Annotated in this window: 11 protein-coding genes and 1 pseudogene; 3 read left to right on the top strand and 9 right to left on the bottom strand. The window is 58.2% G+C overall.

All coding sequences use genetic code 11. The features are described from left to right. The first annotated feature begins 370 nt into the window (after positions 1 to 370). The gene (locus N2604_RS07700; RefSeq protein WP_124163668.1) at positions 371 to 2089 is read left to right on the top strand and encodes an NEL-type E3 ubiquitin ligase domain-containing protein; all 1719 of its coding nucleotides are present in this window, start codon (positions 371 to 373) and stop codon (positions 2087 to 2089) included. 1270 nt (positions 2090 to 3359) lie between these two features. After that, entirely contained in the window at positions 3360 to 5606 is a 2247-nt protein-coding gene (locus N2604_RS07705; RefSeq protein ID WP_260374225.1) for a hypothetical protein, read from the top strand. Between the two features lie 960 nt (positions 5607 to 6566). Here the strand turns inward: N2604_RS07705 and N2604_RS07710 are convergent. Then, on the bottom strand, positions 6567 to 8120 hold the full coding sequence (locus tag N2604_RS07710; RefSeq protein ID WP_245333606.1) for a carbohydrate porin: 1554 nt from the start codon (positions 8118 to 8120) through the stop codon (positions 6567 to 6569). A 1693-nt stretch (positions 8121 to 9813) separates the two neighbouring features. Continuing rightward, positions 9814 to 11150: pseudogene (gene hemN, locus N2604_RS07715) on the bottom strand (oxygen-independent coproporphyrinogen III oxidase). 1659 nt (positions 11151 to 12809) lie between these two features. On the opposite strand from hemN, the gene N2604_RS07720 reads away from it, so the two are divergent. Further along, a complete protein-coding gene (locus tag N2604_RS07720) occupies positions 12810 to 13841 on the top strand; it encodes an IS110 family transposase (RefSeq protein ID WP_158669167.1) in 1032 nt (343 codons plus the stop codon). Positions 13842 to 14299: 458 nt separating this feature from the next. On the opposite strand, the gene N2604_RS07725 is transcribed toward N2604_RS07720, so the two are convergent. The 7 genes from N2604_RS07725 to nodD1 all read right to left on the bottom strand — a co-directional run bounded on the left by N2604_RS07725 (position 14300) and on the right by nodD1 (position 24242). Beyond that, a complete protein-coding gene (locus N2604_RS07725; RefSeq protein ID WP_124163664.1) occupies positions 14300 to 15025 on the bottom strand; it encodes an outer membrane protein in 726 nt (241 codons plus the stop codon). Positions 15026 to 15509: 484 nt separating this feature from the next. Then, positions 15510 to 15755 (bottom strand): hypothetical protein, encoded by a 246-nt coding sequence (locus tag N2604_RS07730; RefSeq protein ID WP_124163663.1) that lies wholly within the window; start codon positions 15753 to 15755, stop codon positions 15510 to 15512. A gap of 985 nt (positions 15756 to 16740) precedes the next feature. Further along, the gene (locus N2604_RS07735) at positions 16741 to 17103 is read right to left on the bottom strand and encodes a hypothetical protein (RefSeq protein ID WP_036030678.1); all 363 of its coding nucleotides are present in this window, start codon (positions 17101 to 17103) and stop codon (positions 16741 to 16743) included. 1506 nt (positions 17104 to 18609) lie between these two features. After that, positions 18610 to 19749 carry a branched-chain amino acid ABC transporter substrate-binding protein gene (locus N2604_RS07740; protein ID WP_245333607.1) on the bottom strand — a complete coding sequence of 380 codons (1140 nt, stop codon included), beginning with the start codon at positions 19747 to 19749 and terminating at the stop codon, positions 18610 to 18612. A 299-nt stretch (positions 19750 to 20048) separates the two neighbouring features. Then, a complete protein-coding gene (locus N2604_RS07745; RefSeq protein WP_199763004.1) occupies positions 20049 to 20753 on the bottom strand; it encodes a MerR family transcriptional regulator in 705 nt (234 codons plus the stop codon). Between the two features lie 905 nt (positions 20754 to 21658). Further along, the gene (gene nodD2, locus N2604_RS07750; RefSeq protein WP_124163662.1) at positions 21659 to 22651 is read right to left on the bottom strand and encodes a transcriptional regulator NodD2; all 993 of its coding nucleotides are present in this window, start codon (positions 22649 to 22651) and stop codon (positions 21659 to 21661) included. 646 nt (positions 22652 to 23297) lie between these two features. Beyond that, a complete protein-coding gene (gene nodD1, locus N2604_RS07755) occupies positions 23298 to 24242 on the bottom strand; it encodes a transcriptional regulator NodD1 (RefSeq protein ID WP_124163661.1) in 945 nt (314 codons plus the stop codon). Between the last annotated feature and the right edge of the window lie 162 nt (positions 24243 to 24404).

Here is a 24404-nt window from a genome sequence, read left to right on the forward strand (position 1 = left end):
GCCCTTTCACTTGCCAAGGCAATCGGTGCAACGCTGGTCTTTGCTACGGGTGGCAAACCGAGTGACTCGGGCGTTTTTGCAGCGAGACTCGTCAGCTGATCGACAGGTGGCCGTGCTAGCGGCAGAACGCTTTCACGTTAGCGGTCCTCTGGATCTATCGGCCAACGGAATGGCAGCAAACTTTGCAGCAGCAGCGATCCATTCGCCGCCTCCAAATCGTGTGAAGCTGAGCCGCCTTAGACCAGGGCGGGCCGCCGCGGGCGCACGTGCGCCCGCTCGAATGATTATTGCGCCAGCGCGCAAACTCCTGCTCCGCGGCCTTGCGCAGCGGCACGCGGATTTCTTAGTTTCTGACGAGGGAGATAAGGTGATGGACACAGGACAGGCACAGCGGAGCGCAGGTTCTGCCCCGGATAATTTTGAAGAAGGGGAGCGGGAAAGCTACCTCGGCGGCTTCAACCGCGCCTTGGCAAATTTGGTCGAAAGCTTGACAGGGTATCGGACCCCCAGCTCCGCGCGCGCGCGGATCCTGGACGAGTGGGTTGGCGAAGAGGGGCAGGGCTCAGCGGAGAGCCGCGGACAGGGGCGCTCGCGAATCAGGGCTGCGGACAACATGCGCTCGCACTTGGTCGATTTGTCATCCCTGTCCTTAACCGCTTTGCCCGACGCCCTGCCGCCGAGACTGCTGAACCTCCGCGCCATGCACAACGAGCTAGGCAGCCTGCCCGCTAGCCTCCCACCTGGTCTCCACGAACTTTTTATTAGCCACAACCGGTTGACCAGTTTGCCGGACGCTCTTCCGGCGAGCCTCTATCGCTTAGAGGTGAGCGATAACAGGTTGACGAGTCTCCCAGATAGCCTCCCGGCGGAGCTGGGGATCCTGAACGCAAACAACAACCGACTGACTAGGTTGCCCGACGCTCTCCCGAGCAGCCTCACCTCGCTCGAGGTTAGTGGCAATCAGCTGACCGAACTCCCCGAGTCCCTCCCATGGCGGCTCGTTGAGCTCGATGTCAGCAGCAATCAATTGGCCAATCTCCCCGAAACCCTTCCGAGCTGGCTTGAATCGATCGATGTCAGCGGTAACCGGCTGACCAGCCTGCCCGAGGATCTCCTACCGGGGAGTTTGAGCCATCCGCTGCAGAACGTCGAGTTCGGTAATAACCCATTCCCGGACGAGGTCCGCGCTCACCTAGCAGCACCCCATCTTGAGCAACTGCCTCTGGACGAGGCTGCCGCGCACTGGCTCGGGGACGATCCGACGGCGCTAGCGGAGTGGCAGCACTTTGCGGATGAGCCTGGCGCCCAAGACTACGCCCGGTTCCTAGAAAGGCTACGTGGGACCGTCAACTATGGCAATCACGAGTTTCGGCAGGCCGTGGCGGACGATCTGCGGCAGGCGGCGACCAATCCGAGATTGCGCGAGCAGTTTTTCACACAGGCTTCCGAAGCCAACGCGAGTTGCGAGGATCGTGTTACTCTGCACTGGAACGGTATGCGGACCGCGCGCCTTAATGCTGACGTCGAGGAGGGGTTGTATGATGATAGGCTCGGCCAACTCATCCAGCGCGGCCGCGTTGCGTTCCGCCTGGACGCGCTGGAAGGCATCGCGCGCGACAGGGTCAACGCGCTCCTCACTCTCCACCCGGACTTAGACGACGTTGAAGTCTACTTGGCCTATCAAAATCTTCTTCGCGAGCCGCTGGAGCTGATTCACGTCGCCCCTGACATGCGCTTTCTGACGGTTTCTCACGTGACATCCGATGATGCGGCGCGCGCACTGGACTCGGTTCGCGAGCAAGAAGCGAACCAGTTTACTGACTACATGGCAACCCGCTGGCAACCGTGGGAGACGGTGCTGAGGCGAATCGCTCCTGATGAATATGAAGCGATGCAAGACCGGCTCGTCGAAGCCATGGGCGAGGAGTTTCAAACCCGCTTGGATCAGCGACTGGGCGAGCACGGTCTTCTGGGCGATCCGGATGCCGAGCGGGTGCTCGGAGCCCAAGTCCGAAACGAGCTCGCCAGCGAGATCAAACGCGATGTCATGCACCGTGTGCTGGCCGAGCGTGGCGGCCTCGAACTCTGAGGTCTCCTCACGCCGGAGATATATCTATCAATGCTCTGTGGCGGAACCAAAAAGTCGATCGTCAAAGCCTCGCCAATTGCCGCGAAGGTGCTTTTGCAGGTTGGAAAATGCGGGCCTTTCGGTCTTGCCGAGCGATGAAAACGCGCGCGCAAGGCGAGGCATATCTGCGTCAGCTCCACAGCTCCTCGGGACCAGAGCTCCGTCAGTCGGAAGTTGTTGAGCAGACCAGACAGGCCGCTGCGCCGACCAACCAGCTGGTTTGACGCGGGAGTTAACTGTTCGTCAGATCTAGTTGACTTCGAGTCCTTCCAGCGAGATCCATCTGGGCAAGCAGTGGTGGAGTACCGTATTCGCAGCTTACGATGGCCAATCCGTCAGGCGGGCGAAGTCCTGCACGCGCTTGATCGAGGCGCTTCCGAGACTGCACGACAAGCCTTGCGGTTCCGCAGTCAAGGGACGAATGAAGCCTGCCGGATTTTCATTTGCCGAGCTGGCCTGCCAAGCTCGGCCTCGAACTGCGCGCTGCCTGTCCGCTCCCGAGCGCCGAGAGGCGCTCGGGATGACTGCTGAGAACTCAGGATTGCACATCTTCTTGAAAAAGCTGTCTGGGCGATTTGATATCTGAACTCGCTGTTCCTCTCGTCTAGGCGACTACGCTCCCTCAAGGGCAGCCCTATGTGATCCACGTCTTCCGGGAAGCGGGGGATACGCCGTAAGCCTTCGAAAGGGACGTTCTGCATTCGAGCGAAAGCGCCAGACCTGGTAAACCGCAGTAGGCCAATTCGGTCCCTCACAAGCGCAGCCGAAAGCAACAAATGGAAGTCCAGGACACCAGAACGCCCCCGGTCTGCGTCAAGGAGAGGTCGCTGTCCGCCATTGAAGAGCACCCGCAGGATAAGCTCAGCGCCAAAGTTGATGCGAAGGAGGAGAAGATGCTCGTCACGCATGACCTTAGACAGTCTTAGCGGCTGAGTGAGTTCCGGGCCTGATGCTTGAATTGCTCACACGATCGACAGGACGATCCATTGGTATCATCGGCTTACAAAATTCGCCGACTGGAACAGGCCGGGCGAAGAGGTGCGAAAAAATTGGAGCGCCTGTCGCCAGGCGGTGGCCGATGCGAGGCCGTTAATCGCGCAGCAATGTCCTGATCTCGTCAGCTTTTCGAAAGGTTGCGGCTACAACAATCCACAATCTGTTTCTTGCTAGACGATCTGCTACGAGGCCGTACCGATTGCTGTCCGGCCTGTACAAACATGAGGAGAGCAGGGTGGATCCGGTTGACCCATTCTTCGATTCAGGAGCCTGGATGCGGGAGTACGCCGCCCTGCAAGAGCGGACCGCGCAGCGAGGAGACAACCAAAGGGAGCACCGTGGTTTTGAACGGCGGCTGGAGGATTTGAGTCTCGATCCGTCAGATGAAAGCAACTCAAATTCGCCTGATCGGGCTCCCGCAGGAGGGGGGCGAGCAGTCCGGCGGGAGGATTTCGGCGGTTCGATGCGGGTGCCGCCGGACTCCGCTTTTAGGGAGAGTGCGCTGGGCGGCACGCGCCGGAGCGTAGACATTCCCAGCTTCCAGCTTCCCGCTTCGGCGCAAGTGCCGCAGTCCAGCTTGCGAGATGATCCGTTCAGCAGCGCGCGCTACAGCTTTCCAGACGCAGAGTCCGCCGCGTCGGCCAAGAGCGGCAAGAGCGGCGGATTATGGTCACGCTTCAAGTCGGGAATCGGCAAGGCTTTTGGCGGGAGCAGCGAAAAGTACTCGCGCAATGCGGGACAGGGGGATGCCTTTTCCACGACTCTTCGCATTGACTATGCTCGCCAGCCAGGCCGGACGCGCGCTGTCCCAGAGGAGGACGAGGTGCTGATAAGAGATTTCAGAAACAAAGCGGCGGGTAACCTCACCGACGGCACGATCAAGAATGCCGCAGCCGATTTGCGCCATTTGAGCGCGCGCCTGAGCACCGCCGGCAGGCCCTCAATTGCGGATCGAATTCAACGGGAATCAGAAAACGCGCAGCAGGACAACCCGGAGGTGGAAAACCATCAGCTGGAAGCTGAGCTGGATGAGGATGTCGATACCTACGCAAACGACAGAAGCAGACGCATCAAAGCGGCCTTGAAGAAGCTCCGTGAGGTCGGTGCCGGAAACGCGCTGGCGCCTGATCTCCGCCGACTGGCCCCTCACCGCGCGGACGCAATCCTCATCGACAGGTGGTCGGCGGCGGAAAAGGCGGCGCACAGGATCGAGCCGGAGACGATCGACAGGCAAGCTCGCCGCATGTATAGGCTAAGTGAGTGGCTGCAGACGCATGATCGGCCGGCAATGGCTGGCAGACTTTCCACCCCAGCGCTTGACCGGGACGTCGAGGAATACAGGCGCGAAACCAAAGACGGCAAGATCAAGCCTGATCTAGTCAAGCTTGGCCAATACGAGCAAATCCTGGAGGCGAACAGGGCGCTTGGATTGCGGCCTCCTGAGGATCCGGGCCAGCCTTCTTGGGAAGCTGCTCGACAGCCGCACTCAATGCAGGAGCCTCCTGCAACGCCACCCACCCCGAGCGCGGGAGCCTGGGATTGGCTTGGCGAGCAGATCCACGGGCCCACCACATCGATGCGAGCGCCCAGCGATTGGCAGGCCGGTTCGTCGCAACAGCTTCCCGAAACCCCGGCAACGCCGAGCGCGGCAGCCCGGGATTGGATTGGCGAGCAAATCCACGAACCCGCCTCACCAGTGCCAGCGCCGCACTGGGCCGCGCAAGCTCATCCGCCGCTCGAGCTTCCTGCTACTCCGGCCACCCCGAGCCAGGGAGCCTGGGCCTGGCTTGGGCAACAAATGCAAGAACCCGCATCACCGTCATCGGTGAGGCCCCGATCGTCAAACATCTACGGCGGCCTCGATTCCTTCGTTGATCTCGATCCACCCACACCGCACGACTTGCGTGACGATGCGCGCTCTGCGCCAGCACCTGGATTTGCAGCCACCTCGTGGTTCGCAGGACCGCCGGGGGCGGCTCCGGAGCTGCGGGATATCGGAGCGATCGTTGGCGCCGACTGGCGCCACGGCTCCAAGGCGGCTTCAGACGTGTTGATCGAAGTATTGAGCAATATCAATCTGCTGCCAAACCAGTTCGGGCCAAGTCAGTTCGCGATCAATGGGGAGCACTATTCCGCGACTGTCGGGCCGGAAGGCCCCATGGATGTTCGCCTGATCCACCACCCGCGCGCTGGCGGGATAAACGAGGCTGGCCCATCGCAGCCCCTCTATCGTCCCCCGCAGATCGTCAGGGCCGCGCGACCCGACGAAGGTACAGTCGATCTTGGGTACTTGATTCGGGGCGGATGGGAGCACCGGGAGCGATTCCTGCCCGATTACCTCGTCCGCGTCCTTGAAGGCCAGCGCATCATGCCCGAAGTTGGGCGCCCGACCTATTTCGCTATCCGTGGAGTGCCTTATAGGGGCGAGTTGGTGGAAAGCGAGGGACGCCGGCGCGTTCGCGCCTATCCCGAACGTGGCTGAAGAATCAAACTTGGCTGCATTTCCAAATGCTCGGCGGGCAGTTCGCGCGCGGCCTTCGCTCACTTCGCGCTTGATGGGCCATGCATCCAGTCGATGTAGATTGCAGAGCTGAGGCGTGACGTTGGCGATGGTGCTGGCGGTCGGTTTATCGTGCTACAACTCCACTGCTCGTACTCAGACAGGAGGTTGGTCTCGAAGACGACTGTCTCTCGCCAACGCCGTGTGCCCCCCGATCGATAGGGCCCTCCTGCAACGCTTACCCGAGGGTTCCTCCCGAGAGGCCTGCTCTGCGTCGAGCCCCCCTCGAGAACTGCTCCTCATCAACAGTAAACTCTTCTGGATCAACGAAAACGAGAGGCCAGGGGATCCTTCCATTGCCGCTGAAGCTCGTCACGTAAGTCCTTTCGAGCTGCTGAAGCTCCTGCGAAGGGACGGAACATGGCAAGGGTATGGATTGGTCGCCCAGATGATCCAGTAGGCAGCGAAGCTGCTCTTAAGAAGCTGCTCTGGACCGACAAGGACCTGTCCTTCGTGGAGAGCCGAGGTATGGGCGTATTATCCTGCCCACCCTGATGCTCCTCGTGCCGATTAGCCTCGTGCGGCGTGCGGTCCTGCACAGGGGCGCCATCGATGCGTGTCCGTGGGTATGGCGTCTTCGGGCTTGATGAGAGTCCGGTTCTGTGGGGAAGGATTGAGATTAGCGCGAGTGCGCCTTGGACGCACGATGGGCACGACGCCCCCGTCGAGCGAAAGGTCCGTAGATACTTTAATGCTTCAATGAGTCTGTTGCTATTCGCGTCCCCGCTGAACTCGCGCACGTCACCGCCGGGTCAGCGACTTTCCGTCAAGCCGAGCAACAATGCCTGGCTAGCGCAGATGCGGCGGATCCTTTCAAAGAGATCGCCAAGCTCAAGTCCCTCGGGTCACGAGGAGTTGGTAGCACAATGGCGGTTGCGATGATCAGAAGAATATCAACGTAGATAGCAACAGATTGAGCGCGTCTTTAGTCTGGGGTGTGTGCGTGATGCTTGTCGGGTTATGAATGTATGACAGTCCGACCCCTGCATATATTCCCGGAGCGAGATGGGCGGTATATGTTGCGGTGATTGCTGTTGTGTCGCGATGCGCAAGCTGCCCTTTGGCGAGGGCAGCATCCACCGCAAATTTGCTCCAGCTCGTGTTGCTAGCAACGAGTGCAATCAGATCACTGGGCCGACTGTCAAATGCTCCCCTGGCGTAAAGACGAAGCTCAGAATACCGGCTGATCCTGTTCAGGTCCGGCGGAGCTTCCATAATGGAGAAGCCGCCATAGATCCCGCGAGATGGGATCCCATCGGGGTCGTTCTGCCAGAACTGCCTGTCCGCAGCGATGTAGTGAAAGTTATTCCCGCTTTCCCTCCCTCGCTTGGGATCCGTCAAACTCGTGTACCGGCTGGTGTTGAAACCAACGCCCGCCCGCAGCCACGTATCGGGTACGCCGGGAGCTGCCTTGCTCTTGTAGCCGGCTTCATCAATGAGAAGAATGCCTGCATGGGGCGTGCTCCAGTTCAAGCCCGTGGGATTCTCCGTTATCTGGACATAGGGACCATCTGGGCTAATTGAGCGCTGGACGGAGACCTTGTTGTACAAGCCACGGTCAAAATTGTACTTCAGATTGACCGCGGGCGTCGGTGCGGCATTGGTGCTCATGCCCCCCTGGAACAAGGCAGACATGTTCGATCCTGTAATCCCTCCGAACAATGTGCCGGTGAATTCATTTTGGTTTCTGAGATAGCCGAGTTTAAGCTCTAGTGTCTTGTCGAAGAAAGTCTGGTAGTAGGCGAGCGTATTGAGCCCCACTCGATCTGGTCCCGGGCGATCCCATGTCCAGTGTTGCTGCTCGGCCCCTATGACAATTTGTCCGTCGGAAATGCCAAGCCGGCTGAGATCGTAGGTGACGATCATGAAGTTTGCCGACGCGAAGGTCGGATTCTGGCCCATATAGAGCTGGTTTGCGATAATACTTCTGGCGGCATTCGGCAGCAGGTTGTTTGCAAAGCTGTTGTGTGTCCAGCCGATGTAGCCGATGCCGACATCTGCAAGCGCTGATCTAACGCCGCCCTTGTCCTGATCGATCGTGTCCACAGCGCCAGGTATGTTGAACCACACTCCTTTTTCACGCAGATTGTCGTACCGTGCGAGGGGATCGACCGTCTTTTGCGTTCTAGTCTGAGTAGCTCTGTCCGCACGAGCGCGCTTTTCGAAAGACGCACCGGGATTTGGTGCTGGCGCCGGGGCACGAGGGCTGGTTGCCAGGCCCATCCGGAGCTTTTCGGCCGGATCAGAAGCCTTTCGTCTTTTGCTGGCCTGATCCACAGGGTGGCTCCTAGGATCAAACCCGCTGGCGGTTTGTGCCAGTACGGAATTGTCGACCAGATAAGCTGCGAGCGAAACTGCGATAAGAAGCCAACGTTGCTTTCCTCTCGGCTTTAAATTAAAGGAAAGTGCTTTGGCCGCCGGGTATCCCCACGGCAAACTCGTCTCAAGAAAGCAATCACGCACGGCGCACCTTGCTTTCATCTTTCCCGGCCATGAATAGATTGCGCTGCGGCCTGATTGGCCAACGGTAAGCTCTTAGGGTTTTCTCGTTCGAGGGCGAGGACGGCGAGCTGGATCTCGATTGTTCCGACAAGAACCATCCCCGCCTTGTAAAGCTGTTAGCTCGCGACGTGATGATCCGCTTCGCAACCACGGCTATGAACGAGGCCGGTGCGCCGAGAGCCAGCCCCGAGCGTTGGTTCATCAAGATGCTCATCACGAGCGCGCAGCGCCTCGCTGCAATGGGCACGAAAGCGTTGCGAATCTCCACTTTGCTCACCTGAGTCAGCCGATTTGGCGGTGAGACCAGGCTTCACGAAGCGCTTCATTGGCATCGTTGTCACGGAAAGACGAGAAAATCGCCAAGCTCGCCGAGGCGCCTTTGAATTTGCGCGTCCGGCAATCACACCAGAAGGTCTAACCTGATGGCCCAGGAGGCCGGAGGGAACAGCCATACAGCGGCTTTGCCGCCAATCTGCGAGCACGTTGCTGGCTCTGTTACCGCGGTTGTCAGTGCAAAATCTGTGTTGCATCGGAGTCCATGACGTGCGCGGCGTTCGTTGGTCACGCTTGCCATCTATCCGTCATCTCAAGCAACCCGCCGGAATTGGGAGTTGAACAGTTTGCAATGATAGCTAGTCCGATCGGCCATTGCGGGTCGGCCGTTCAGCCGTTGTGCCTATGTGGCGTGTCCCGGATGAAGTTTGTGATGTCGTCAAGGCCTGAGGCGAGGCTGCTCTATCCAACACAATGCAGGAAGCCGCGGACGATTTGCATTCGTGCGACGCTCGAGAAAATCTGCAATATTCCTCTGAATGAGGAAAAAATGCTGCGCCATCGCCATGGCCAAACGACGACAACCATTGCTCGCTGCGGGACTGTATCATGGAGAACGAGCGCAAATTGTCGAGTTGCTGAAGGGGATAGCATCGAAGCAGGAGCAGCCGATCGGGAAGGTGGCCGAGATTGCTTATTGTGGACGCTAGTAGCCCTTAGAAGCGCGTCAGCATCGTAGGCTCTCGCGTCGACAAAGAAACCTGCTGGAAGGGATTTTGAGGGAGGAGCAATGGAGTCGATTGCTCAAGCGGCCGGTTCAGACGTGCGGCCGCTCCTGCACAGGCCGTCAAGACGGATTCTCGCCGGTTTGATGCTGCCGCTTGTCCTCGTCGGCTCGCTTCTGGCGCGTGGCTTTGGGTCATTTTGAACAATTTGTCGAGTCGCCAGAAGTGCAGGACGTCGCTTCAAAGATGAGCCCGTCACCAGGGGAGACAGGTTCAGTCCGAGATAAGGGAGGCGCAACAGAAAGCTGACGATGAGATCGCGGAACTCAAGCGCCGGGCCGTTGCCCAGCGTGATGACCTAAAAGGGATCCTGGATCAGATCACGATCCGGACCTCGCGGATCGACTCGCTGCAGAGTTTAACTCCTCTCCCATCTGCTGCTCCCGCGACTGCTTTGTCGGCAGCCCGGGCTGTTCAAGCAGCGCCAGGAAACCCTTCGGCCGGTCCAAACGAGAACGGCCTGTTTCTCTCGGAGGCGCGCCAATGATCGCAGGACCGAAGAAAGCCGAGCCTTGAGGCCGAGACTGCTGCAGGTGTACTCGAGTCTTCAACTCCGCTCGAGGCATGGCTTAGCTAATGGGGGTACGGTCGAGATAAGTGTCGAATGCGGCAGCAACCGCACGAACGACGAACCGATGCTCCTGCTTGACCCGAATTAAGCCCTTTTCAATGTCCACTATCCCGTCTTCGGCAAGCATTCCCAGCCGGCCTGCAGACTTGAGAAGAGGAATCGGATCAAATCCGTGAGCAGCGCAGATCGCTGGTATGTCGGCGTGCAAATCGCACATTAGACGCTCGATGATTGCGGCGCGGAGGCGATCTTCAGCCGACAGACAATAGCCTTTTGAGGTTGCCAGGCGGCCGGCTCGAACGTGTTCGTAATAGGAAGTGGTCGCGATCTCGTTCTGCACATAACCCTCACGCAAACGGCCGATGGCGGATGGACCTAAGCCGATTACGGTTTTGGTGGTATCAGCCGAATAACCGAGGGAGTTGCGCCGCAGTCGACCAGCTTTCTGCGCCAGGGCGAGCTCGTCGTTGGGCAGGGCGAAATGGTCGAGCCCGATCTGGCGATAGCCGGCCGAGACCAGGGTATTTGCTATGGCCGCGGCTTGCTCAGCACGGGCAATATTGTCCGGCAGCGCCGTCTCATCGAGCTGGCGTTGACGTTTCATATAGGAGGGGACGTGAGCATAGCCGAAAACTGCAAGCCGGTCTGGCCGCATGGCCAGAGCTGTCCGCGCGGTGTCGACGCAGGACCGCACCGTTTGATGCGGTAGTCCGAAGAGAAGGTCGAAATTGATGCGGTTTATCCCATGCTGGGGTAGAGTTTCGACGACAGAAGCCGTCAGCACCTCGCTCTGCGCGCGGTTGACCGACCTTTGAACTATAGGATCGAAGCTTTGCACGCCGATGCTCGCGCGGCTGACCCCGGCCGCTTGTAACGTTTCGACCATCTCGGGCGTGACCCCACGCGGATCGATTTCTATGGCGATGGTAGCTGATTTTTTGAACGCAAAGCAGTGGCGCAGGAGTTCCATCAAGGCGAGAAAATCGCTCGGTGCAATGGTGGTCGGCGTCCCGCCGCCAAAATGCACGTCGCTCACCGGCAGAGCGCGCGGCACTTGCTCTGCGACCAAGCCTATCTCCTCTCGCAACGCTGCCAAGTAATTGCGGACCGGTCGCTCGCTGCGAGTGAGGCTTGTAGGGAAGCCGCAATACCAACAGATAGAGCGACAGAACGGAACGTGGATGTAGAGCGATACGGGCTCGTCGGGCGGCAGTCGCCTCAGCCATGTCTCACAAGTCTCGGCACCGACCACGCGGAGAAATCCGGTACGGTTGGATAGATGGTGTACCAAGGCAGGCGAGCATCGCAATACTTGTTCAGAAGGGAGGTCGGCAAGTCCTAACTTTCCAATGCTCAGGCCAGCATAAAGCTGACGAATACCCTCTCTAATGTCTTTGCGATATGTCAAACCCGCCTAGTGGTTTCTGAGATCTGGTCCCGTTTTCGATGTTACTGCAAACGCGGCTTAGGGGCAGGGTGAGGGAGTGAGAGTCGCTCGTTGGCGGCTATCTGAACGTTTAGGATATGAATTTCTCGTGCGAGCACGGAGAAGCGACTAGACGTGCCCGACGAGCCTGCGCAACGTTCAATCGCTCATACGAGGGCACGTCGTTTCCGCATTCGCTGAGGGCTGCTCATTCTGCGACGAAAACAGGGATTGCAGGTCTCACCAGAAGCAGCTGAGCTGGCGCATATTTTCAAACCGGTGTTTCCAAGCAAAAGCCGATTTGGTTGCTCACAGGGTTCAAAGGATGCCTCCCGTCAAAGGCCGGCGTGCCACGGAAGACAAGTTGCTTGCTGGATGAGAGCGAGAGGAGCGCAATAGTACAACGTGACGCGACGTGCGATTCAAGTCTGTCGGCGCAGCCGACGAAAACTCGCTTTGATCTCTAGTATCGAAGCATAAGCCTCAATTCCGCCACGCTGCTTGTCTCATTGCCACAAGCATCATCACGGATGTACTGATGATGTTGGGGCGAACCCGGCGCACTTTCAGCCCCCCGGCCGAGTGCGTCGGGGCGCCTTGGTTCGGCGGCGTCTCGTTCCTGTCTAATGCAGCTCACCAACTCACAACGGTTGTGGACGTTCTGCTGATGGCAAAGCGAATTCTGGCCAGATACATCAGATGTAACACTATCTGTATGGTCTATTCTGCCTGACCAGCTGGGTAGTTTTCTTTGGACATAGCCTTTGCAGCTATCGATCGCTGCCAGACGCGCATATCTACTCCGTTAGCCTTCATTCGCGTCGCGTCGATGTGATGCACCTGCAGCTCTCAGTGTCACATAGGCCGCCTGGTCAGGCGTCGACCATCCAGTCACTATGTTCTCGATGCTGCGAGCTCGAGCCGTCTATGCAGGATCGGGGTGGAGAGCTTGCGGCTTTTCATTGCATGAATGCGTTCCCATCCTGGTATTCCAGTCCGGTCACAATGGATTGAGGAAGTTTGTGGTTCGGTAGACCAATCGAGCCTGCAGATGCTCTTGCGCGAATGCGAGCTGAGCCTACCCAGGCGTCGAGGAGATTGCGGCAAGCGCTTGATCAGGCGAAAGTGGGTGCCCCACCCGACCTCTGTTGTACAATGCAGTGGCATACCAATGAAAGTTATTAGCAACAGAAATGCAGTACCACCCGCCTCACCAACGCTCGCATAGAGCAGCGAGATGATCGCGAAGAGCGGAGAAATCATGCCTCAACGATCTTGGCTAAGCTCTTCGCCGTTTTCCACCGAGCCCTTCATAAGTTGTGCATCAGGTGCGGCCTAGTTGTGTTTCCGCAAGGGGCTTAAGTGGGGATGGGGCGGCCGGAGCTGCAGTCAGGTCAAGGTCCTTAACGAGCGTCGTGTGTAGACCGTCCCATCAACTGCCGAACTTTGTACTTGACTGGGCTGGAATAGGGCTGCGCTTTTGATGCTGTGGACGGCTCCTCCACCGGCACGAGAGTGCCAAGGTGTGGGCGCCGTTTGAGGCTCCCACGATTCGGAGGAGCAGCCCTATGCAGCCAATTTCGACCATCGGTCTGGATATCGCGAAGTCAGTCTTCCAAGTGCACGGCGTTGATGCAGCTGGCCAGGTGATCATCCGCCGTCAGTTGAAGCGCCGGCAAGTCCTGACGTTTTTCCAGAAGCTGCCGCCCTGCCTGGTAGGGATCGAGGCTTGCGCATCATCACACCATTGGTCCCGCGAGTTGCAGGCATTGGGGCATGCGGTGCGATTGATGCCTCCGGCCTATGTGAAGCCCTACGTCAAGCAGCAGAAGAACGACAGCGCTGATGCGGAGGCGATTTGCGAGGCGGTGACGAGGCCCAACATGGGGTTCGTGCCGACCAAGACGGTTGAACAACAGAGCTGTCTGATGCTTCACCGAGCGCGCCACCTCTTCATCCGCCAGCAGACTGCCGTGATCAATTCAATCCGCGCCTATCTCGCCGAGTCCGGGATTGTCGCCCCTGTCGGGCGCGGGGGTGTCGAGCAACTGCTGGAAGTCGTCGCCGATACAGCCGAAGACCGAGTCCCGGAGGGCGCCCGGATGTGTCTTGCTGCTCTCGGTGGGCAATTGCGCGCGCTGAAGGCCCAGATCCTGGAGTTCGACCGGCGCATCATCGCCTGGCATCGATCAAGCGCGACGAGCAAACGGCTGGACGCGATCCCCGGCGTTGGGCCGGCGCTGGCAACAGCTCTGGTCGCGAGCATTGCTGATCCTAGAGCTTTTCGATCGGGACGAGACTTCTCGGCCTGGGTTGGGCTTGTACCGAAGCAGAGCTCGAGCGGGGGCAAAGACAAGCTTGGCAGCATCAGCAAGCAGGGCGATCGCTATTTGCGTAGCCTGTTTACGGCTGGCGCGCTCGCCGTAATCCGCTACGCCAAGATCCATGGCACCGATCATCGGCCATGGCTCACGCGATTGTTGGCCCGCCGGCCCACCAAGGTCGCGGCCATCGCGCTTGCCAACAAGCTCGCCAGGATGGCCTGGGCGATGATGGCGAGGAACGAACGCTACCAGGAGCCGGCCGCGCTAGCGGCCTAAACGAGATCGCGCCGACATCGCCGGCGTGACGTAACGGTTGGGAGGGCGAACAGCACGTAATGCAGCGCCGGTCGATCCGGCGATCAGGACAACCCATACGGGCCACGGCATCTTCGAATGCGTGCTTTTGATCGGGACCTGATCCGCGGAGGGCATTATGGCCAGCGGTCATGTGAACCGCACAAACAGGCCGAACACATGGCTGCTCCGACCAATCTGCGACGTGAGGATTCTCCTTGCCAACCCGGAGCCGTCCACACATGGCCCTGAGAGGGCCGGACTCGAGGGGCCGCCGAGGTAAGCTGCATTTCTTGCTGTAAGTCACCTCGTGTCCCTGCTTCGCAAATGGTGCTGTCGCCTTCCCTACCAATGTCATGATTGCCGTTTTTGTGGGATCAACTCGCGAAAGAACCCCGACCGCTGGCCGGGGTCCGATTCACGCGACCGCGTGGAGGTCTCTATCTAGCAAAGGGCGAGCCAAACTTGTAATTGAGCCGTGCGGTGATGAGATCGACATCCTGGTGGACGCGATCCGTACCAAGAGCCGCTGGGAAGCTGATGTTGCTGCGCTGCATGAACAAGTGGTTATACTCGACGCCAGCTGACCAGTTCGGCGTGAGGCTGACTTCGGCACCGGCGCCCAGCACGCCACCCCAACGCACATCACTGCTTTTGCCAATCTCGGTGCCAGTAGCCAACGAGTTGACCTGATAGGTGTTGCTGGTCACCGCAGCACCACCCTTGCCGTATAGTAGCACGGCATTGAACGCGTAGCCGATATGGCCCGTGAGTAGACCGAATGCATCTGTCGTGGTGCCAACGGTGCTTGCCGGAAAGGCGGTGCTGATATTGGAGCCGTTGACGTCGGCCCAGTTGCCCTGACCTTCGATGCCGTAGACCATGTTGAAGATGTGCCAACGATAGCCAATCTGGCCGCCAATGGTCCCGCCAGTCGAATTGTGGCAGCCCTCGGGAGTGGCGCCATTGAAATCCCAGCAATTGTGGCTCGTTCCCCAGCCGCCATTTGCACCGATATAGTAGCCGGACCAATCGGTAATCGGGGCCGCGGCCGGCAGCGGTGCCGCTTTGACCTTGACAGGCTGCCCGGCCAAGTCCGTGCCGAAGGAGGGAGTGGCCGCAACGAGTGCGCCGATGCTTGCAGTCAGAATCAGAATGTTTTTCATTCGAGTGTCGTTTCCTTTCGGTGCCCCCCGGCGCCGTGCGTTTATCAATATGAACGCGAATTGCTGTAACTGCCGCACAACATGTCTTGGAAAGAAATGTGTCCAATCGTACGCGGCGTCAGATTGCGGAGCGCGCAAAATGCCGCTGCTCCACAGCCATCGAGACGCTGCGGCCCGGCAGTGGCGCCTCGCGGGGCCCTTCTTTGGACACGAGCCGTTCATGATGGCGTGCGATGCGACTGCAAAGTTGGGAGGTGCTTGGCTCCTTCTGTTGCAAACGGCAAGACGAGGCCGCGCTTACACACTTCGTGCATGCTGACGGCTCAGACAGATCGGTAATGAAGGCCTTGATTACGGGCGCGCCGGGCAGAGCATGAGTAGAGGAAAGTCTGCTCGACTACGCTCTGACCCGATTTGCCTATCGCATAGACCCGTTAGATGCGTTTACCAAGCCGGACGCTCCCAGCGGTACGGCTGCAAGCGCTCATTGGTCGGTCGACGGTGCGAGTTCAGCACGCAAGTTGCGTATCGCCTCGTTTGCCAGATTCAGAGTATTCCGTTCGCCTTTTCTTATCGAACACTCAAGGTAAGTGCGCAATCGTCTATGAAGGACGGCTTTGAGATTATGTGCCAGCAAGGGATCCTTCTCGACGAAGCCCCAAGCCTTGTCAAATGCGACGCTCACGACAGCATCTGGCACCTGCACTTGGTCGGAAGAAAACTGATCCATCTAAAACACTCCTCGACATCCTGACACAAGGGAGTACCCTCCCAACAGCTAACCGAGATTTCGTGACGTGTAGCAAGCGAGACATCAGCGTGCAGACCCCCGATCGAGCTGCTCTCGGTGCTTCAGGGAAGTTTATAGATCGTTGTTGAAAGTCGGATGACCGAATGTCGTATTGCCAGGCGCAGTCGAATAATTCTGAAAGGAGTGAAACGAGCAGGGATTCTAGCGCGCTTCTTTACCGTAGTGCGCAGTTGATTGGCGTCGACAATAAATTGTGGATATTCTTCCTGCAATCGGAAGATCCGCGCCAGGCCAGTCACGACTAACCTGACGTGAGCGGCCCAACCGCAATATTGTGATCTCGGAAAGCTATGTGAGGTTCTCGGATACGGACAGGTGGTGCGCGCCGCGTCTCAGCGCCACCAGTGCGCGGCGGACAATATCGGGGTGCCTCGCGGAAAGATTGCTAACGTGCGGAGTGGCTGATCGCCCTGTTCCGAGCATTAGCTTTCAAGGGTACCACACATCCAACATGTCGTAGCTGCCTTATCTGGTAGATCTTGATCGGAAGAAGAAGCGCCACATCCCCTAGGGCTGCTTTGGGAATCGTATCTGATACATGTAGCGAGTTCGAAGGTCGGCGCAGGGAGCGGTCGGAAGCGGCGATAGCCGTCCGGTGTCTCGAACGTATGTGTTGGGTTGCGCTTCCGCGCTATCAGCTCTTGGTGGCCACAGGCGTCGAGGAACAGCAAGGTCTTGCTAGATCGAACGTAACTGTGTCGTCCGCGGTGCGAGATAAAGCGAGCCTGCTCTCGAACGTCGCGAGCAGTTGCGATATAGAAAGCCAGCGGAAGCGACCCGCTTATGGACGGGTAGCCCATAAGCCGCATACCCTCCATCTGGTGCGGACGACATTGGCACGATTGTCAGTCCAGCGATAAACGTTCGGTCAGCGCCGTCAACCCAGAAAAAGCCAAATGGAAGTTCAGTCCGCCGCCGCACGTGAAAAAATCAGCTTGGCGATCGTCATTCGATTGACGGAAGTTCGTAGCGCTGCCGGTAATGCTGCCACAGTTTGATCGAAGAGGCGTCCCAAGAACTGAAGGTCCTCGGGCTGGTAAACGCCACGGTCTCGAAACAGTCGCATTCGTCCGTCACCGGTGCTCGTATCACCACGCTGGCCGAGCTCCAGCTCCGCCGTAATCATTTGGCCTATGAGTGCATTGAGCAGTCGGATCGCTTCGAGCTCGTTGCCTTCTTCGCGCATGAGCGCGGCCACGATGTCGAGTTGCAGGTCGATGCGATCCTCGAGATCCTGTATGCGTGAATTGGAAGGGTCAAGTTTCACGGTATTTCTCCAAAGTGGTGAAATGCAAGACAGGCGGAATAAGGGTAGTCGTTTCCCGTTCGCCAGACGCCGGATGCGTCGGCCGACGAATCGCTGTTGCACAGGAGGTGCGCACGCTCCCCAAACAGGGCGGCACACATGTCCCGCGACAGGATCGCAAAGGGGAAGGGGGCGTATATGGAAAAGCCGACAAGCGTTGTAGATGGCCCGGAAGTCTATTGGACCGTGATCGAGCCGTCCGGCGTGTCGGATAACTGCAGTGACTCCAGTCGGGGTCACACAGGTGGTTGTACTGCCTTGCTTGGAGCCGCGGCGACACGGCTGGATTGTTGATGCTATCGGCTCTGGTCAGAGCGAAAAGTCCGGCCCGCACCGGTGCAAAGGACAGTTCACCTGCCCGAGTTCTATGCTGCGGACGCATTTACCTTCGCCGAACAGTGCGCGTGAAAGCTGTCTTCTTAGAGCCGCCAAGTATCATCGCAAAGGCGAGAGACGACAACGTGATAGGCTGCGCGCCCGCCTGCGGTTGCTCATCGCACTGCATTGGTGCCCCGCGTGTTTCGTTGTCAAACATTGCGTGGTGCAGCCACGACAGACACGAATTGGGCTACGACCAACCTGCAAGGAATCGTTGTCACGAGACATTCGTGGACTGTTCTTTCCGTAATCCGGCGTCGACTTATGCGGTGTTTGGCTGGAATTAGTAAAATCGAAAGTGTTGATGGGATGCATCCAGTTCGTTGATAGCGCCCGCGAGCAGTCTCACCGCCTTCATCGGAGCCGGCTAATTGGTGCCTCCCGCGGTCTGGGCTCAGAGCAACGTCTAAGGGATGTCGGGCAGGGCTGCTGATCCGTTGATCACCGATCATGATTGACAAAGAAAAAGCCGCAGGGCTGCACGTTTGCGAATAGTTTGAAGCTCTGGGGTAGTCCCAAGCCGAAGAGACAGACATGCAATGTCGGCGCCTACGATCCACCAGCTGTGGTTACCCACCGTACCCGACTATAGCCTATGTGGTGGGTCCTGATTGCTTCATGCCGTCCCGCTCTCTCTCCCCTGCGTGGATCCGAGCTTGCGCGATATGATAGGTACAGGAGAATGCGTCAATGGCGATCGGGCTGTCAGTTTGATCGAAGTAGCGAACGCGCCCCCATCTGAGCCATAGCGTGACTATAAACTCGTTAGCTTCCCGTTCCTCCCCCCTGAACCTTCAATCACTTGGCGGCAGAAAGGTCATGCCTTCAGACCCGCCAGAACTGTAGTCGACCGCTCAGCGGTCCTGTGCTGCCGGACGGATCGGGACAACGGGGCTGCTATTTGTCTATCATCGGACGTAGCACCTCCGTCAGCTCGACCCTAGCTAGCTCTGCGAGCGCCGCAGCGAACGCGAAAAACGCTCCGAAAGCAGCAAGTATAAAAGAGCTAGCGAGTATCGCTGCGATAACGTTCTGAGGGCGTCTCGTCATTCGTGATACATTGCGTTTGGAGCCGGCGGTGCCTGCCAATCAATACTTCTTGACACGTTCAACACGGCCGTCGCGCCAGCGGTAAACCAAAAATCCAGAAGCCGAGTTGTCTCCCTTTTTGTCGAACCGGACCGGGCCAATTACGGTGTCGACCGGCCGTGAACGAAGTGCGCTGGCGACCCGCGTAGCATGGAAGGAGCCGCTCCGGTTCACCGCCTCTGCCCAGGCTTGCACAGCTGCATAGGCGTATAGCGTGTAGCCTTCACCGGACAGGCCGGAAGCTTTGAGTCCGGCGACCACGCCGGCCGCCTTGGCACTCCCGGCCGGATTGGGCATGAAGGTAAACAATGTGCCATTCCCAGCGCTGCCGGTAATCGCCCAGAATTCAGAGGTCATCAGCGGATCGTTTGCCATGACTATGAAGTCTGCTTTTGAATCTGATGCCTGGCGCACAAACAATCCGATTTCGGTATGATAGCCGCCGATATAGGCGACGCGCACTCGATCCTTTTTCATTCTTGAGACTAGCGCTCTGAAGTCCCGTTCACCTGCAACATAGCTTTGCCGACTGACTTGTCGTCCGAATCGATGAAGCTGGGCTTCGACCACGTCGGCAATGCCCTTTCCAGCAGTGCTCTTGTCGTCGAGCACCGCGATGTTCTCGTTGGGATGGTTCACGTGAATGTACTCGGCGGCAACGGTTCCCTGTTGGTCGTCGCGCCCGCAGATCCGAAAGACAGTCTTAAGGCCGCGCTCTGTTAGCTGAGGAGTTGACGAGCCTGGTGACACCTGAACGATGCCTGCTTCAGCGTAGATGTCGGAGGCCGGGATCGACGAAGAGGACCAAAAATGGGCAACCACCAACAGGACGCGCTCTGTCGCGAGCTTATTCGCAACTGCGACAGCTTGCCTTGGGTCGCAGGCGTCGTCAGCGACCCTCAATATAACTTTGGCATTATCCGGAAGTAGGCCCGAAGCGTTCAAGTCCTCAACCGCAGCAGCTGCACCATCGCGCATTTGCGCGCCGAACGCGGCGCTGCTTCCAGTCATTGGACCAGCCACGGCGATCTTTACTTCAGAACCGAGCGCAAGCGGGGCGGCGAGAGCACAGAAGAGAATTGCCGCACTTGCAACAGAAGCGCGCTGCGTATTTGCAATTGTATAGCCTTCAATGCTCACTGAAGTGATCCCAAGTGGTTGTGATCAGACACCCCTGCAGGTCAAGGCTGCTCCAAGCCAACCGTGCGTTGGCTCGACCAGCTTCCAATTTCCGGAGAGTCTACAATTTGACGTTACGTGCGGATCAAGCCGTTTTAAGGGGCATGGGTGCGTCAGGAGCGCGCATCGGCGGGCCATGATCATCTGTTCGCTTAAGCTCATAAAGCTTTCAGCCCGCATCAGAGCGCGGCCGGTCAACCTAGCATTGTCAGGTTGCCTTCAACCGACGTGTGGAAACGGCCATGAACGGGTCAGTACGGCTAATCCTCCAACCCGCCAAGGGCGAGATCGAGATATTGCATCAGGCAGGGATCCCAACCAGCCAGAGCGCGGGGGGCGCTCAGTCGTGCAAGTACCTTCAGGATCATCGAAACGCGTGAATCGGCGCCGGCGATTTCGCTGATCAGCAAGCGTGCTGCAACTGCGACAGCCTTTGCGCGCTCACCGCAAGGGGGCTCGCTCCGATCCATGCAATCGCGAAGGTCGTCACGGATTCGCCGCCACCGGTCCTCGCGCTCTGAAGCTAAATTGCAGATGCATGGGGACGTTTGACTACGCGTCTCGACTCGCGACATGGCATTCAGAGTGGCAGGCAGCTCATCCACACTTACTTGCGCCTCGCCGTCGATGGTCATGTTGCGCAAACGGTCGCGCAAAAGAGTTGCTCGAGCGACTTGAAGTTCTATGCGCTCTAAATGTTTGCGCAGCAGGTCCGTGAGAGAAGTCGTTCCCTCCATGGCTTTACGGATCTCGACAAGTGAGAAGCCAAGCTCACGCAGCGCGCGAATCTGCTGAACCCGCTGCAGGCTTTCGCGGTCATACATCCGGTGGCCGCCGTCAGTACGCTCTGTGGCTGCTAGGAGTCCTGTGTGCTCATAATGGTGCAGCGTGCGTACCGTTACTCCGGTCGCCTCTGCAAGTTCGCCAATGCGCCATCGACGCCTTCTTGGTGTAGGTTTGTTCATGTTGTTCAATTTTGAAGCCTACAACCTGACGTCACGTATGATTCAAGCTGCTTTCTTAGCGTCAGCCTGAATCGTCTTCCATTCTCCAGCGCGAGAGTGGTGACTATCCTTAGAATGGCGGCGGATCAACCCTGAGGGGAAAGGGTGATCAACAAGTTCGCAAGGCATGCCAGTTGAGTCTCGCCAGCCACTGTACGCTCCAGGATGAGCTTGGCGATTGCCGTGCGATTCTCTGGACTCCGCATCGATGGGGGTAGCGCGTCGACGGCGCTGTCATAAAGTCGTCCGAGGGCAGAAAGCTCTTCTGGATCGAACACGCCGCTGGATAGCTTCAACCTTCAGCTCCTTGTTTGAATTGGGTCCAGGGCAGCGCAGGTCGTCAAGACGTTTGGCTGCGGTAGGGCCAAAAGAAGTCATACCTGCGGCGCAGAGCGATGGAGATGCGGTGTACTGTAGAGTGATGCCATAGGGCCACACGCGAGCGCGGATGCTTGCTTCGTCTGTATGATCGACGACCTCTATGCTCACGATGCATTTTGTTGCGACTCCAAAGAGGCCGATCGCCTCCATTCATCGGGAGCAACTACTAACTCGGAGAGTTGACGACCGGAGCTCCGTGCCGGCCATGCGTTCTTGAGAGACGCGCTTGGCGGCCGCGCTGCAACGTAAACGCCTGGCCTAAGGGCAAACGTGCTGCTCCGTGTCCGTCTCTAAAGCCAGGCCAACATTCCGCGGTTCGGACATCGCGCCTAACGCCAACGCGCAAAAGAGATCAAGAACGTCTCATGAACCGCGCGCCCGGAGGGTCTTTATCCCGCGATAAGGAGAGCAAGCCAGGTAGGTGGAATTGTGTGTGTGCTGAGACAAGTGTTGGAATGTGAGGTTCGTAGACTTCACGAGCCTCCTTAAGGCAACGGCGAGACGGATTGTGCGGATTTTCCGGCACTGCCCGCTCCTTCCGGAGTGCTGGTGACGGGGTGTTCTTTCGCAGTTGCCATGCGCGTGGCCTCTTGGAACAACATCTCCCGCATCCACAGGCTTTCCGGGTCATTGTTGTGAAGTGCGGGCCATTGGACCGCTTCAGTGAAGACGGGGAATGGATCCGGAAGCTCGACAATCTGAAGAGGCATCGTTTTTTGGAAATGCCTCACGAGCCCTAATGGCATCGTGCCTATGCGGTTCGTCCCAACAAGGAGGGGCGGGATCATGCTGAAGCTCTGCACGAGAATGTCGATGCGCCGAGTAGGACCGAGATCGATTAAGAATGATTGCTCAACTGGCGTGTGGGGTGCGCCTCCGTGCTTAACTGCAACGTGACCCATCGACACATATCGATCGAATGTAAGCCCGCGTTGTAATTCCCTGTTCGTGCAGCAACCTACGCAGACGAGCCTCTCCTCGAATAGGGCCGCCCTGGGGTGCGCGCTGGACATGAGAGAATCTGGCAGGATAACAAAATCGACTTCGCCGCGGCGGAGGAGCTCCTCGTGCTCAGCGGTCGGCGCCGCCAGTTCGAAGCTGACGGTGGGGGCTTCTCGTGTGACGCGCTCCACGACATTTTTTAAGAATACAACTGTTATGAAATCAGAAAGGGCGATCCTGAATCGCCGGCTCGATCGAGCTGGATCGAACACGTCTCGCGCCATGATTGAGAGTTCAATGTGCACCAGCGCCTGGCGTACAGGAGCTGCGAGCCCTTCCGCCCGCGAGGTCAAGACAAGTTCGCGCCCCCTCATCCCAAACAGTTCATCGCCAAAATATGAGCGCAACCGGGCAACGGCTGCGCTCATGGCCGGCTGACTGAGATTGATGCTACGCGCCGCTGAGGTGAGATTGCGCTCAGTTATCAGAGCATCCAGCGCAACGAGAAGATTTAGATCCAGACCTTTGAAACGCATCTCTTCTTATCCGGCGCAAACGTCCTTGCTGCGACAAAGCGTGCGGTGGCGGCTGCGTTTGGAGCAATCGTCCTGGCTCGCCCGAATGGACATCGGCTCAACCCGGCCATCACGACAAGAGGCTCGCGAAATGACCACAAGAATGGACAGCAAGCGGTAAGCCGATCGGCCGCGGCGGGAAAGCTTCAGGACCCTCCAAGCTGATCCGTCTCGCCGGTTTCGGCCGACCACGTAGCTGGTCCGTTCAGCTCGCTGATGGCAGATCGTCCCAGCATCCGTGAGCGCCGTGAGGTCCCCAAAGCGCTCCGTCGACGGCTGTGTCGTGCAGCGCAAGTCGCGACGGTCAACCTACAACCTGACGCAATGTGCGATTCAAGCCATTTTAATGGCCAAGCTGAACATTTGTAATGGAGGCGTGTTCTATCCGCGATATTGCCAGGGGTAGCCCTGAACGCAGCGCAAGCCCATCAAACCACACCTGGGAAGTCACCACGCTTACAACTGGAAAAGTCTTCGCAAGCGGATCACTGGCTTGTGAGGTCGTGGCAGTGTCTCTCCAGGAGACGCCGAAGCGAGGAAAGGGACCGAGCACGTCGAAGGGCCCATAGCGTGCTTTGGATATTCGGAGTCGCAGCCTGCGGTAAGCCTAACAGCGCCTACGAGTTGGAGGCCCTTGCTCACCAGATGCCATGTTGGATGCCTCCTCGAGCAATATCCGCCGCATCCAGATGCTCGCGGGATCGGTATTGTGGAACGAGGGCCATTGCACGGCCTCTGTGAATATGGGTAGGGGGAGAGGCGGTTCGATGATTCGCAGCGGCATCCGCTTTTCGAAGTGTCTGGCCAGTCGCAAGGGCATCGTGCCGATACGGCTCGTGTCTAACAATATGGGCGGAATCAGGCTAAAGCCCTGCACGACCACCTCAATTCGTCTCCTCAGACCGTGCTCAAGCAAAAACCATTCTTCGAGGTTCGGTCTCAGTGCCCGTCCGAACTTGGCAGCAACGTGCCCCATCGAGATGTATTTATCGAACGTAAGCTGTCGGGATAGCTGCTTGTTCGCGCGGCATCCCACGCACACGAGGGTCTCGTCGAACAGCGTCGCCTTAGGATGCGCACTCGACATGAACAGTTCCGGCAGAATGAGAAAGTCGACTTCGCCCCGACGGAGCAGCTCATCGGGTTCATCGGAAAATGGCAGCAATTCGAACCGCACGGCGGGAGCTTCTTGTGCGATGCGGTCCACTATTCTGCGGAAGAAAACGATCGTCATGAAATCCGAAAGAATGACCCTGAACCGTCGACTCGACTGAGTCGGGTCGAACGCGTCCCGTGATATGATTGAGAGTTGGATGTGCAGCAGGGCCTCGCGAACCGGACCTGCAAGCGCCTCCGCGCCAGGTGTCGGGACGAGCTCGCGACCTTTCATAGTAAATAGTTCATCACGGAAATAGGTGCGCAGCCGTGCGATCGCAGCGCTCATGGCCGGCTGGCTCAGGTTAATTTTGCGAGCCGCCGCTGTGAGATTGCGCTCCGTCATCACGGCATCGAGCGCAACGAGAAGATTTAGATCGAGTCCCTTGAACCGCATGTTGTGAGTCTATCCATCGTGTGGATGTGTTCTATCGAAACAATCGATTTTACCAAATTGCGGGATGTTGGATAGCAAACTGAAGTTTGAAAAAGTAACCAGGCACACCACAATGCTTTATGGTCGTTCAGGTGAGCTCAGAGGAAAGCTCCTGGACGTGCG

The organism is Bradyrhizobium sp. CB1015, from assembly GCF_025200925.1.
In the GTDB taxonomy this organism is placed as follows: domain Bacteria; phylum Pseudomonadota; class Alphaproteobacteria; order Rhizobiales; family Xanthobacteraceae; genus Bradyrhizobium.

Excerpts from the sequence above, each read along its gene's own strand:
- nodD1 (WP_124163661.1), bottom strand. The coding sequence starts at position 24,242 with ATGCGGTTCAAGGGACTCGATCTAAATCTTCTCGTTGCGCTCGATGCC.
- nodD2 (WP_124163662.1), bottom strand. The coding sequence starts at position 22,651 with ATGCGTTTCAAAGGTCTGGATCTAAATCTTCTCGTTGCGCTGGATGCT.
- N2604_RS07745 (WP_199763004.1), bottom strand. The coding sequence starts at position 20,753 with ATGAACAAACCTACACCAAGAAGGCGTCGATGGCGCATTGGCGAACTT.
- N2604_RS07725 (WP_124163664.1), bottom strand. The coding sequence starts at position 15,025 with ATGAAAAACATTCTGATTCTGACTGCAAGCATCGGCGCACTCGTTGCG.
- N2604_RS07700 (WP_124163668.1), top strand. The coding sequence starts at position 371 with ATGGACACAGGACAGGCACAGCGGAGCGCAGGTTCTGCCCCGGATAAT.
- N2604_RS07720 (WP_158669167.1), top strand. The coding sequence starts at position 12,810 with ATGCAGCCAATTTCGACCATCGGTCTGGATATCGCGAAGTCAGTCTTC.
- N2604_RS07730 (WP_124163663.1), bottom strand. The coding sequence starts at position 15,755 with ATGGATCAGTTTTCTTCCGACCAAGTGCAGGTGCCAGATGCTGTCGTG.